The sequence below is a fragment of the Streptomyces sp. NPDC101227 genome (assembly GCF_044767545.1).
GTDB lineage: Bacteria > Actinomycetota > Actinomycetes > Streptomycetales > Streptomycetaceae > Streptomyces.
This window is the reverse complement of record NZ_JBIWOD010000002.1, coordinates 631,967-644,292: the sequence shown is the minus strand read 5'-3', so window position 1 is coordinate 644,292 and position 12,326 is coordinate 631,967. Positions and strand designations below refer to the sequence as shown.

The 12,326-nt window shown below is 70.7% G+C and carries 10 protein-coding genes; 3 read left to right on the top strand and 7 right to left on the bottom strand.

Features of this window, described 5'->3' with window-relative positions; all coding sequences use genetic code 11:
- Window positions 1-132 precede the first annotated feature (132 nt).
- Window positions 133-654 carry a hypothetical protein gene (locus ACIRPT_RS06570; protein ID WP_403823408.1) on the top strand — a complete coding sequence of 174 codons (522 nt, stop codon included), beginning with the start codon at window positions 133-135 and terminating at the stop codon, window positions 652-654.
- A gap of 35 nt (window positions 655-689) precedes the next feature.
- Here ACIRPT_RS06570 and ACIRPT_RS06565 read toward each other — a convergent pair whose 3' ends face one another.
- The 4 genes from ACIRPT_RS06565 to ACIRPT_RS06550 form a co-directional block, all read right to left on the bottom strand.
- Window positions 690-2,570, bottom strand: a complete 1,881-nt coding sequence (locus ACIRPT_RS06565; RefSeq protein WP_403823169.1) for a phospholipase C — start codon at window positions 2,568-2,570, stop codon at window positions 690-692.
- A gap of 195 nt (window positions 2,571-2,765) precedes the next feature.
- Entirely contained in the window at window positions 2,766-3,998 is a 1,233-nt protein-coding gene (gene efeB / locus ACIRPT_RS06560; RefSeq protein WP_403823166.1) for an iron uptake transporter deferrochelatase/peroxidase subunit, read from the bottom strand.
- Complete coding sequence (locus tag ACIRPT_RS06555) at window positions 3,995-5,200, bottom strand: EfeM/EfeO family lipoprotein (protein ID WP_403823405.1); 1,206 nt, start codon at window positions 5,198-5,200, stop codon at window positions 3,995-3,997. The genes efeB and ACIRPT_RS06555 overlap by 4 nt, the downstream gene beginning before the upstream one ends.
- Before the next feature lie 260 nt (window positions 5,201-5,460).
- Complete coding sequence (locus tag ACIRPT_RS06550) at window positions 5,461-6,057, bottom strand: hypothetical protein (RefSeq protein ID WP_403823163.1); 597 nt, start codon at window positions 6,055-6,057, stop codon at window positions 5,461-5,463.
- 640 nt (window positions 6,058-6,697) lie between these two features.
- On the opposite strand from ACIRPT_RS06550, the gene ACIRPT_RS06545 reads away from it, so the two are divergent.
- Window positions 6,698-7,678: an SDR family NAD(P)-dependent oxidoreductase gene (locus ACIRPT_RS06545; protein ID WP_403823160.1), complete on the top strand. Its 981-nt coding sequence runs from the start codon at window positions 6,698-6,700 to the stop codon at window positions 7,676-7,678.
- A 45-nt stretch (window positions 7,679-7,723) separates the two neighbouring features.
- On the opposite strand, the gene ACIRPT_RS06540 is transcribed toward ACIRPT_RS06545, so the two are convergent.
- Together ACIRPT_RS06540 and ACIRPT_RS06535 are read right to left on the bottom strand one after the other, a co-directional pair.
- A complete protein-coding gene (locus tag ACIRPT_RS06540; protein WP_403823157.1) occupies window positions 7,724-8,614 on the bottom strand; it encodes an SDR family oxidoreductase in 891 nt (296 codons plus the stop codon).
- Window positions 8,615-8,632: 18 nt separating this feature from the next.
- Window positions 8,633-9,004 (bottom strand): hypothetical protein, encoded by a 372-nt coding sequence (locus ACIRPT_RS06535; RefSeq protein WP_403823154.1) that lies wholly within the window; start codon window positions 9,002-9,004, stop codon window positions 8,633-8,635.
- A 595-nt stretch (window positions 9,005-9,599) separates the two neighbouring features.
- On the opposite strand from ACIRPT_RS06535, the gene ACIRPT_RS06530 reads away from it, so the two are divergent.
- Window positions 9,600-11,459 carry a beta-galactosidase family protein gene (locus tag ACIRPT_RS06530; RefSeq protein ID WP_403823151.1) on the top strand — a complete coding sequence of 620 codons (1,860 nt, stop codon included), beginning with the start codon at window positions 9,600-9,602 and terminating at the stop codon, window positions 11,457-11,459.
- Window positions 11,460-11,792: 333 nt separating this feature from the next.
- On the opposite strand, the gene ACIRPT_RS06525 is transcribed toward ACIRPT_RS06530, so the two are convergent.
- Window positions 11,793-12,317, bottom strand: a complete 525-nt coding sequence (locus tag ACIRPT_RS06525; protein ID WP_403823149.1) for a hypothetical protein — start codon at window positions 12,315-12,317, stop codon at window positions 11,793-11,795.
- Window positions 12,318-12,326: the final 9 nt, after the last annotated feature.

The window sequence follows — 12,326 nt, the reverse complement described above, 5'->3', positions numbered from 1 at the left end:
TCGGAACTCCCCTGTCTGTAGCGGTAGTTGAGGTGAACGGGCGGCGGCCTCAGTGGCAGGCGCACACAGCGGGTGTGCGGGAGCAGCGCCCACCGACTGCGGTGAACGCATCCGCTCCGCCGTCCGTGCCTTCTGTCGACCAGGGCGCTGATCCGCGCCGGTGGCGAGGACGTACGGGATACCGGGCCCGCCGGGGAGCTGAGCGTATGGGAGAGCAAGGAGCTGGGTGATGTGCTCACCGACAGCGCCGGCTTCACGCTCTACCGGTTCGACAAGGACACCGCGAGGCCGCCGACGTCTCGCTGCGCGGGCGACTGCGCGAAGACCTGGCCGGTCGTTCCGGCCGCCGGCGCGTCGGCCTCGGCGAAGGTCGGCAAGTCGGCACTGGGCTCGGTCACCCGCGCCGACGGGACCAAGCAACTCACGGTGGGCGGCTGGCCGGTGTACCACTACGTGGGCGACACCAAACCCCAGCAGGCCAACGGACAGGGATCGGGCGGGGTGTGGTTCGCCGCGGCGGCGGACGGCAGCAAGGCGGCCAAGGGCAAGAAGGCCGGTGGCGGGACCGGGATGAAGATCACCGTCCGCATCCCCGAGTACCGCGCGAGGGTCCGCCCCGCCCCGCCTTCGGCCACCCCGGCCCCCGGCTCGTGACCGGGGGCGGGCGCCGTTGCCCGCCCGCCGGCCGTCTACCGCGCGGTGCCGCGGGCCTTGTGCCGGCGGAGAGCCAGCGTCGAACCGGCGGCACCGACCACGAGCACACCCGCCGCGATACCGATCGGCAACGCAGGCGTGGACGTGGACGTTTCCGTTGCGGCCGTCCCCGTTGCGGACAGATCCCCTGCCACCGTGCCCCGGTCGATCGTCGCCGCCATCGGGGCGATGCGCCGGATCTTTCCCACCGTCTTGACCGAGCCGTCCTTGTTGAGCAGGACCTGCTTCCCGTTGGGGTGCCGGAAGTCGAACATCCCGGCCAGGGAGCCGGCCCGGGCGTCGAAGGCGGCGTCGCCGATCCGCCCGGTGCCCCAGTTGTCCTCGATGAACTTGATGATCGAGGTCTGCTCGGTCGGCGTGTGGTCGAGGGCGTTGACCTTGCTGTACGGGGAGATGACCAGCAGCGGCTGACGGGTGCCGGGGCCGCAGCGGTCGGCGTAGCCGCCGGCGGGCGCCGGGCCCGCCTGGCAGCCGGGGCTGTCCGCGGGCTTGTGGTTCGAGCCGGGCGCGGTGTCCTTGGAGCCGTTGCGCGGTGTGGCGTAGGTGTGGTCGTACCAGCCGTCGGAGTCGTCGTAGGCGACCACGATCGCGGTGCTCTTCCACTGCGGCGACTGCTGGATCCTGTTGATCTGCCGGACGAGGAAGTGCTGTTCGTCGGTCGGATCGGAGTAGGCCGCGTGTCCGTCCTGGTACGCCGGTGCCTTGAGGAAGCTGACCGCGGGGAGGCTGCCGGCCTTGAGGGCGGCGTCGAAATCGGTCAGGTCGTAGTTGTGGTTGGCCCGTCCGCTGTGGCCGATCTCCCGCACGCTCCGCGGCGGGAGGTGGTGCGGGTTCGACGTCGACCTGTAGTACTGGAACGGTGCGTGGTGCGGGCTGTAGTCGACGACCGGGGCGCCGCCCACGTTGGTGTGTGTGGTGCCGCCGCACTTGGCGTAGTGGCCCTGCCGGCCGTCCCATGCGGTGCTCGGCCGGAAGCCGCCCTGGAACCAGCCCCAGCTGATGTGCCGGGAGTTGAGCAGGTCACCGATGTTGCGGCCCTTCAGCACGGCGAGTGCGTTCTTGCTCGTGTGGTCGCTGCCGGAGCAGTCGTCATAGGCCGGGTCCGGGTCGTTGACCAGCGTGCCGACGCCCTTCGCGTCGGGCGAGACGACGGCGTAGGGGTCGGGCTTGTCGGTCTGCCGGGGTTGCTCCGTGCTGGAGGCGGGGTCGGTGGAGATGACGCCGTGGGTCTGTCCGGAGACGAGGTTGATGGCACCCGGGGTGGAAGGGCCGTAGGCCGTGCCGAACGACCTGTCGTTGAGTGCGTAGTGCTGGGCGTAGTTCCACAGCGCGGTGACGGTGTTGCCGTCGTAGTAGTCCATGACCAGACCCGGCTCGCCGAAGAGATTGCCCGAGCACTTGCCCGAGTCGGTGTTCTCGACGAACTTGTCGGCCTTGCCGCCGTTGTAGGCGTACTGCTCGGGGCCGTAGGAGTGGTTCTGGTCGCAGGTCATGGCCTGCTGCGGGGTGAGCCGCTTGGGCAGGTACTGGTTCGGGTTCTTCTTCAGCAGCCCGGCGGTGCGCAGGTTGTCGATGTCCCGCGGGGTGTGCGCGGCGGGGTGGAACGGCGTCCCGTCGGTGTTGGCGGCCCGGGGGTAGGTCGCGAAGTAGTGGTCGAAGGAGATGTTCTCGCCGAAGAGGACCACGACGTGCTTGATGGGGGTGGCCGTACCGGTGCCGGCGCGGTGCGGCCCGGCGTGTGGCGCGGCCCAGGCCGGGGCGGCGCCGCCGCACATGGCGAGCGCCGCGGCGGCCGCGAGCGCCCCCGCCCGCCTGCCTGTTCGTGCTCGACTTCGCTGACTTCCGGTGCCGGCCATGCTGCCTCGCCCTCCACCCTCTGTACGTGAATCCGGGGTACGGCTCGGAATGCTTTGCTGGGTGCGCGTCCTTGTGGCGGCTCAACCATGGCACGGGGGTGAACACCGGGTCAGGAAGGCACGGCCAAAGCTTGACCGCACGTTGACCTTCGGGCTCGCCGACGCTCCGCCCGTCGAGGTTTTCGGCCCCGGCCCTCAGCCCGGGAGCAGCAGCGTCCGCCCGAACCAGTCGTCCCGGTCCCGTACGCCCGGCAGCGCGAAGAAGTAGCCGCCGCCGAAGGGAACGATGTAGTCGACGAGCGGCTCGCCGGCCAGGCGCCGCTGTACGGTCTCGAACTGGCGGGCCAGGTCCCGCTGGTAGCAGCAGAACAGCAGCCCCATGTCCAGGTTGCCGTTGCCGTCCATGCCCCGGTCGTAGTTGTACGAACGGCGCAGGATCCGCTGGTCCTCGGTCCCCGGTGTCCGCGGACGGGCCATCCGGATGTGGCTGTCCAGGGGGATCACCTCGCCCTTGGGATCCTTCGGGTAGTCCGGCGCATCGCCCTCGCGATTACCGTCCAGGGGCGCCCCGGTGTCGCGGCTGCGGCCGAACATCCGCTCCTGCTCGGTGAGCGAGACGCGGTCCCAGAACTCCACCAGCATCCGGATCAGCCGCACCGCCTGATAGCTGCCGCCGACCGCCCACGCGGGCTCGCCCGTGCCGCGGCCCACCCATACCAGCCGGTCCATGGCACGGGCGTCGTGTGCGTCAGGGTTGGCCGTGCCGTCCTTGAAGCCCATGAGGTTGCGGGGCGTTCCGGAGGGCCGCGGCGGACCGGCGAAGCCGTCGAGCCGCCAGCGCACCTGCATCCCGCCGCGGGTGTGGCGGGCGATGTCCCGCAGCGCGTGCAGCACCGTGTCCGTACTGTCCGCGCACAGCTGCACGCTCAGATCGCCGTGGCACCAGGCGGCGTCCAGGTCGTCGTCCGGGAAGGGGGCCATGGTGCGCAGTCGGGGCGGCTTGCGGTCGCGCAGGCCGAACCGGTCGTCGAAGAGCGACGCGCCCACGCCCACCGTCACGGTCAGTGCGTCGGCCGGGAGCTGGGGGCCCAGGATCCCGGAGTCCGGAGGAGGCGCGGTGATGCCGGTCGGGGCCGGTGTGCCGCCGCGGGTCAGGAAGCGGGCCCGTTCGGTGAGGGTGCGCAGCAGCTCGGTCAGCTCGCGTCGGTTCTCGGCGGTGACGTCGAAGGCGACGTATGCGGTGCCGCGCCGCGGCGGGGTGAGGATCCCGGCTTGATGGCGGCCGTGGAACGGCGCCGGGGCGGGCGCCTCGGGTCGCCTCTCGGCGTCACGCGCGCCTGCCGCCGCGTCCCCCTCGCCCGCCAGGAAACCGGCACCGGCGATCACCGCGCCGCGCAGCACCCGCCTCCTGCCGACGCCCCCGCTCATACCGTCCTCCGTACGTCGCAGAGCGCGGCGACCGTCGCCAGCCGCTCGACGAGATCACCCACGGCCGCGTTGATCTTCTCTCGGCCGGCGCGACCGAGGCGGTCCAGCGGCAACCGTTCCCCGCCGCGCCGTGCGGCGTCGAGCGTGCGTTGCGTACGGTCCAACTGGGCGTCCAGGCCGTGCAGATCACGGAGGCGGGTGGTGAGCAGCGGCCGCAGGCGGGCCAGTACGGCGCGGGTGCCGTCGAGATTGGCCCGGGCGGTGGCCAGGTTGCTGCCGCTGCCGTAGTCGGTGCGGCCGGTCAGCTCGAACTGCACGGTGTTCTCCAGGATTTCGTGCGCCCGCAGGCCCAGGTCCGCCGGATCCATGCGCGCCTGCGCCCAGTCCTCGCGCAAGGCCCGCACGGCCTTGTCCAGCGCGTGCGCCGGGCCGCGCAGGCGCCCGGTCGGTTCGCCGTGCCAGAGCCCGTACTCCACGCGGTGAAATCCGGTGAAGCCCGTGTCCCGTACGCCGCGGGGCAGCCCGCCGGTCGTCCCGTTGATCGCCTTGTCGGCGTCACCGAAGGCACCGTAGGCGGCCCCCAGCCGCTCGTACTGGAGGTGGGCCGCACGCCAGGCGGTACGGGCGGCACCCCGGTCTCCGCGGTCCACGGCCTCCCGCAGCCCAGCGGTCTTCCGCACCAAATCGGCCAGCTGCCCTCCTACCCACTTCTGATAACTCAACGTCGGCGGGATCAGGTCGTGCTGGGTGACCGGAGCGGCCGCCGGGCCACCGGGGGAACCGCCGCTCACCCGTACCGTGGGACCGGTGACCGCGTTCGCGTCGTCGGGCAGACACATGAAGGCGTACGAGCCCTTGCCCAGCCGCACGCGCAGCGCCCGGGTCGTACCGGGTCCGAGCCCCTCCACCTCCCCGTGCACCGCACCGGTCCGCGCATCCTCGAGATACACCTCGGCCGCGACCCCCGAGGTGTTCCGCAGATCGAAGACCTGCATGCCCGGCCGCGGGCGGTCCCAGCCCCGGCCACAGCCGCTCTGCGACACCTCCACGACGGTGTGCGGCAGCCCGTCGGCTCCCGCGCCGCCCGGCGCCCTCTTGCCCCCATCCTCCAGGCCGCCCGCTGCCGTGAACACTCCGGCCGCCAACGCTCCAACGGCCAGCGGCACCCCCACCCCCATCAGCAGGCGGCGAGGGAGGGCCATCCCGCCGGACCGGGGGCTGCCGACGGCGGGTACGGCCGGGTCGGCCGGGTCGGCCGGGTCGGTCGGGGCCACTCGTACGCCTCCAAAGCGATCTGACCGAAGCAGCTGCGTAGGGCCCCACCCTGCGGCAGACGAACGGCGCTCCGCATCCCTGCGGACCCAAAATTTGCCCGTGGTTCACCCATATCGCACCCACCGCACGAGTTCTGCAGGGCAGCCGACGTCGTTGTATGTCCCGCGCCGAGGTGTGCGGGCTCCCGTCAGAACTTGCCCATGTGCTCCACCGTGCGGTGCCCCAGCTGCCGGCTGAACGTCGCGCGAAAACCGGCGGAGAGTGGCGGCCAGCCCCAGAAGTCGAAGGCGAGGGCGCCCACCGCGAAATTGAGCTCCCACTGCCACTCGGTGACCGGGACCGAGGCACCGCAGGCGGGGCAGGGGGCGCTCCCCTCACCCGTTTCCTTCCAGGTGGCGATGCCGTCCTTGAAGGGCTGCCAGACCGCCTCGTCCGCCTCGAACTCCTCGGGGTAGTTGATGATCACGGTCTTGGTTGCGCACCGCGGGCAGACGGCGTACTCCGCATCGTCCTCTCCCTGACCGCCGACGTGGTAGTCGCGCCCGGCGATGACCGCCACCGGGCCCGGCAGCCAGGTCGGGTCCGATGAATCGGCCACGGCCCGCGCCCAGTGGGGACCCGGTACGTAGCCCTCGTCCACGGTCAGGCTGTACACCCCGTCGCGGGACAGCTCACGCGTGATCAGGCCCTCGGCCACCATCCAGGCGACCATCCGCTCCGCGAGCGGCCCGGCCTCCTCGCCGGTCACCTCGACGTCGACGATCCGCTCAAAGAAGTCACCCATCGTCCTCACCTCCTATCGGTCAGTCCCGGACACTGTGCCACCCCCCTCTGACAACAACCCCGGCACCGGCGAGGGATTCAGGGGGCGGGCGGCCCTCGCACAGCTCCCGACACCGCGACCGGTATGCGTCACCTCACGAGCCGCATTTCGTCGGTAGCACCTGCTGTACCCGAGGTACTTCTCGTCACGGCGTTGCGGTCCGAGCGCGGCATCGGGCCTGGTTGCCGTGGAACGGGGGAAGCCCGGTGAGGGTGACGGCGGCCGCTTCCGGCGATCCTTTCGGCCAACAGGCGCTCGCGGTCGGGCCGTTACCCATCACCCCACGATCACCGGGGCGGGTGCGCCGGTCCGGCGGCGGGCAGCGGGCAGCGGGCAGCGGGCAGCGGGCAGCGGGGTCAATGGTGCCGGGCCGGTCTCCCCCACCCTGCCCTGGCGACCTGACCCGCACCGGTATCCCGTGTGCAGCTGACCACCCTCGGCGACCCCCGGCCACGGGACGCCCCGCACCCTGGGAACGCGAATCATCCCGCAGCACGGAAAAGGATCTTCCCCGCTGGCTTCGGGCTGTGGCCCGGCAACTCCGCGAGTAGCGTCGAAAGAGCGATGTGACAGGAAGATGTGACAGGAAGAAGGAGTCATCATGCAGGTGATTCCAGCCGCCCCCTCGCTCGAGGGGCTCACCGCTCTGGTCACCGGAGGCTCGCGAGGTCTGGGACTGCTCATGGCCCGCCGGCTCATGGACCGAGGCTGTGACGTGGTGCTGTTGGCGAGGGACGAGGCGGAACTCGACCGGGCGGTCACCACACTGGCCCGGTCGAATTGCGGTTCGGTGCGCCGTGTCGTGTGCGACGTACGGGACGTGGCCGCGGTGCACGAGCGACTCGAGGAGGTCGCCGACGACAACGGCGGTCTGGACATCGTCATCGCGAACGCCGGCATCATCCAGGTCGGTCCCGCCGACGCCCTCGGTACCGAGGGGTTCCATGACGCCATGGACTCCATCTTCAACGGGGCGCTCAACACCGCCTTCGCCGCCCTCCCGCACCTGAGGCGCAGCCCCGTGGGTGGCCGGCTGGCCCTCATCGGATCCGTGGGCGGGCTGCTGGCGGTGCCGCACCTCCTCCCCTACTCCTGCGCCAAGTCGGCGGTCGCCGCGCTGGCCGAGGGGCTGCGTGCCGAGGAAGCCGCGCACGGGGTCACCGTGACCGGCGTCCACCCCGGTCTGATGCGCACGGGATCGCATCTGCATGCCCGTTTCGGCGGCGACCGGCGCCGGGAGTACGCATGGTTCCAGGCGCTGGCCGGTGCGCCCCTACTGTCGATGAATGCCGAACGGGCGGCGGAGCGCATTGTGTCCGCGGTGCAGCGGCGCCGGCCCCGGGTCGTCCTCACCCCGGCGGCGAAGCTGGGCGCCTTGGCGCATGGTGTGGCGCCCGTGACCACTGCCCGGCTGGTGTCGCTGGTCGGCCGGGTGTTGCCCCGCGACGGCGGCGCCGGGACGGCGGAGGGGTGCAGAGTCGAGGCGGAGGACCAGCCGCCCGCACGACGGCTGCGAGGCGTGCTCAACGAGCGGGCGGCCGATCGCTTCAATCAGCGGGGCGGGGCCACGGATGCGAGGTGACGTGGCGAAGGCCGTCGTGCATGAATCCACAACGGCTCACGGTGCTCACGGCAGCGGCGTTCCGCCGGTGGCATTGACGATCTCGGCCGTGATGTAACTGGCCTGCGGAGATGCGAGAAAGACGTACGCGGGCGCCATCTCCGCGGGCTGCGCCGGACGCCCGATGGGGGACTGCTTGCCGAAGGTGGTGGTGTCCGGCAGCGTCGCCGGGATCAGCGGCGTCCAGACCGGTCCGGGCGCCACCGCATTGACCCGGATCCCGTCGGCGGCGAGCATCTGCGCCAGGCCCTGGGTGAAAGTGACAATGGCTCCCTTGGTCGTCGCATAGTCGAGCAGGTGCGGGCTGGGCCTGTATGCCTGCACCGAGGCGGAATTGATGATGGATCCGCCCTCGGGGATGTGTGGCAGCGCCATCTTGCACAGCCAGAACATCCCGTACAGGTTGGTGCGCATCACCCGGTCGAACTGCTCGGTGGTGATGGCTTGAATGCCGTCCGGCTGCGACATCTGGTAGGCCGCGTTGTTCACCAGGATGTCGATCCTGCCGAACTCCTTCACCGCGCGCTCGACGAGCAGCCGGCACTGCTCCTCCTCGCGGATGTCACAGGCGACGGGCACGGCGTGGCGCCCCGCATCGGTGACCAGCCGGGCGGTCTGCAGCGCGTCGTCTTCCTCCGCAGGCAGGAAGGTGAACAGCACGTCTGCGCCCTCCCGCGCGAACGCCAGGGCCACGGCCCGGCCGATACCGGAATCGCCGCCGGTCAGCACCGCCTTACGCCCTTCGAGGAGACCGCTGCCGCGGTACGACTCCTCGCCGTGATCGGGCGGCGGGTCCATCGGACCGGTCCAGCCGGGATGTGCCTGATCCTGCTGCGGGAATTCGGGCTGCGGATGTGCGGTGACCGGATTGCTCGGAGCTCGGTCTTCCCCTGCCATCTCGGCCCTCCGTCCCGGTCAGGGATTCTGCGGATCAACGTCGGTGTGGGCCTCGGCGTCCCGTCCGCCGCTGGGCCGTCGCGAGCGGCCCTTCGGCCCCATATCGCGCATGCCCTTCTCGTCGGTCTCGGCGGCGCGCCGTTCGCCGCGGCGGGTTTCGCTCTTGACCTCGCTCGGCGGCGGCACCTTCTCCTTCCCCGCCGACTCCGTACCGCGCTTGTCCTTCTCCTTCTGCGCGTACCGCTCCGGGTGGAACGACCGGTGCGCACTCTCGTTGGTCTGCTGCTCGGTCTGGTCGACGTCCGACGACCAGCCATGCTGCTCGGTTCCCTCGTGCATGCTGGGGCCTTCACCCATCTTCGGGTGTGAGGACTTCCGGTGCTTCGTCACGTCTGATCCCTCACTCGTCACTGACGGGCGGCGCTGACCACGCTCCGTGCAGGGCAGCCCCCCACCTGGGATGGCGGGCGCCGAACGTCGCCTCGGTTTGCCTCCCTCCTTCCAGGCTGCGGGCCGGGCGGAGCATCCGCACCTTCACGCCGCGAAACCGGCCCGGTCGAGGGGTGCAGCTGTACGGCGCACCGATGGCGGGGCGAGCGCATACCCGGTCACTGGGGTTGAGGTCCCCTCCGGAAGGCAGCTCCGGCCTGCGCTCGGCCGCGGCTACCCCTCGTGCGACACCAGTCACCGTCAGCGTGCCCGGCAGTCGCCCGGAAAGATCAGCCGCTGCCTGCCCGGGCGATCAGCCGGCGTCCCCTCCGACGTTCAGCCCCCGTCCCTGCGGCCGACGGGCGCCCCGAAGGTCCGAACCTCGTTGCCCCGCCCGACTGTTCGCGCGCGCGTCGTCCCCACCCGGTTCACCGCGCGCAGCCACGAACCCTTGTGCTCGTTTCTGTTCTGAACGACACTCTCCAGGCACAGAATCGCGCAGTACTGAACATGTTCGAGTCTTGGACGACGACCGGTCGAGTCGAGGAGAGCAGACATGACGCAGTTCAGCCGACGGAGACTTTTGGGCGCGGCCATGGCGGGGGCCGCGTCCGTGGGCGTCGCCCTGGGCGCCGGCCGTATGACCCTCGCGCAGGCCGAAAGCCCGAGGGGACTGACCATCCGCGGGGACGAATTCCTGCTGGACGGCGAGCCGTTCCGGATCCTCTCCGGTGCCTTCCACTACTTCAGGACGCATCCCAAGGACTGGCGCGACCGGTTGATCCGAATGCGGGCCATGGGCCTGAACACCGTGGAAACCTACGTCGCCTGGAATTTCCACCAGCCGTACGAGCACAAGAAGAAAGCCGACTTCACCGGCTGGCGCGACGTCGCCGCCTTCGTACGGACCGCGGACGACGTCGGGCTGAAGGTGATCGTGCGACCGGGACCGTACATCTGCGCAGAATGGGACTTCGGCGGCCTGCCCGCCTGGCTCCTCAAGGACAAGGACGCACCGCTGCGCCGTTCCGACCCCGTGTACGAGCGAGCGGTCGACGCGTGGTTCGCCGAACTGCTGCCCCGGTTCGTCGATCTGCAGGCCACGCGCGGCGGGCCCATCATCGCCATGCAGGTCGAGAACGAGTACGGCAGCTACGGCGACGACCACGCGTACCTGGAACATCTGCGGGACACCATGCGGGCGCAGGGAGTGGACAGCCTGCTGTTCTGCTCCAACGGTGCGACCCGGCAAGCGCTGGAGGCCGGCAGCCTGCCCGATCTCCTGTCCACCGTGAACTTCGACGGGGATCCCACCGGACCCTTCGCGGAGTTGCGCGCGTTCCAGCCGGACAAGCCCTTGTTCTGCACGGAGTTCTGGGACGGCTGGTTCGACCACTGGGGAGAGCGCCACCACACCACCGACCCGGCCGGGACCGCCGCCGACGTCGAGAAGATCCTCGAAGCGGGAGCGTCGATCAACTTCTATATGGCGGTCGGCGGAACGAACTTCGGCTGGTCGGCGGGCGCCAATCTCAGCGGCAGCGGCGCCTACCAGCCCACCGTCACCAGCTACGACTACGACTCCCCGATCAGCGAATCCGGCGAACTCACCGAGAAATTCCACAAGGTGCGTGAGGTGCTCGGCAAATACAGCACGCTTCCGGACACGCCCCTGCCGGCCACACCACGCCGGATGCCGGCCCAAAGGGTCGCCGTCAGCGAGTCCGTGCCGCTGATGGACGCCCTCGACGCACTGAGCACTCCGGTGCGGCGCGACACCCCCGTCCATATGGAGGCGCTCGGACAGCCGCACGGATTGATCCACTACCGCACTCGGGTGCGCGGGCCGCAGGGGACCAAGGGCCTGCGGATCACGGGGCTCGGCGACCGTGCGCTGGTGTTCGGCGACGGCAAGCGCATCGGCACCTTCGACCGCAACCAGCCGGCCCACTCCGTCGACTTCACCGTGGCCGGCACGTCCGGCACGCTCGACCTCCTGGTGGACCCCACCGGGCGGGTCAACTTCGGCCAGGGGCTCAACGACCCGAAGGGAATCAGCGGCCAGGTACTCCTCGACGGCGAGGAACTACGCGGCTGGGAGATCCGCCGGCTGCCCCTGGACGATCTCTCATCGCTGACATTCCACGGCGGGGACACCCCGACCGGCCCCGCGTTCCACCGGGCACGGGTTCATGTCGACACCCCCGCGGACGGCTTCCTCGCCTTTCCCGGCTGGGACAAGGGCATGGTCTGGCTCAACGGGTTCGCGCTCGGCCGGTACTGGTCCCTCGGTCCGCAGGTAACCCTGTACGCGCCGAGCCATCTGTGGCGGAAGGGACGGAACGAGCTCGTCGTGCTGGAGATGGAGCGGACCGGGGACGGGATCGAGATACGGTCCGCGCCCGATATTGGTTAGCGGTCCCCCGTCTCGTCATACGGCCTCGGAGACCTCGGAGACATCGGTGGGTCCGCAACCCGACCGGCGGTCCGCAACCCACCGGTGTACCGGCCGTCCTCATCGCGGCGGCGCTGTGCGGTGCGCCACACCTGGGCCCCTGTCGTCGTCACTCGGTGTCGCGGGTGGTGTCCGTGGGTCGTGGGACGCGTGCCGTGCACAGCCGTATATTCCTGCCACCGCGCGAAAACGTGCTGGTCCGAGGCCTACTTCGCACAGGTTCCCCGCACTGCACCAACCTCCGACGATGAGCGACGCGTACAGGCGATGCCCGGGATCAGGCGATGCCCGGGATCAGACGCGGCCGAGCAGATCACCTTGCAGATGCCGCACCAGCGCGGAACGGTGCAGGTCGGCGACGGGAGCAAGGAGATCCGGGTGCCGCAGCAGCGCCGCTGCCCCGCGATCATGGTCGTCGGGACGGGTCAGCCTGCGGAAGTCGAGGGACAGCCCTGCCGCGTGCTCGCAGCCGCCGAGCGCGGACACCGCGGCATCGGCCAGACCGGGCGAGGTGAGCAGACAGGCGGCCCAGCTCGCCACGACCTCGTCGACCCAGCTCCGCCATGCCTCCTCGTCCTCCCCAACGGCGGAGGCGTCGGCCCCGGTGAGCCAGTCCAGCCGGCCCGAGCCGCCCGGACCGACGAGGGCGACCAGTGCCGCATCGGCCTCCGTGGGGTACCGCAGCCATGCGGCGACCGTGGCCGCCTGCTGGGCCTGGGCCTGCGCCCGTGCCGCGTCCAGGGCCCCACCCGTCACGGGGTATGAGCGCAGCAGCCACTGCGTGGTCGAAGCTATGACCGAGGAGATGTCGGCAGACACGGCACGGCG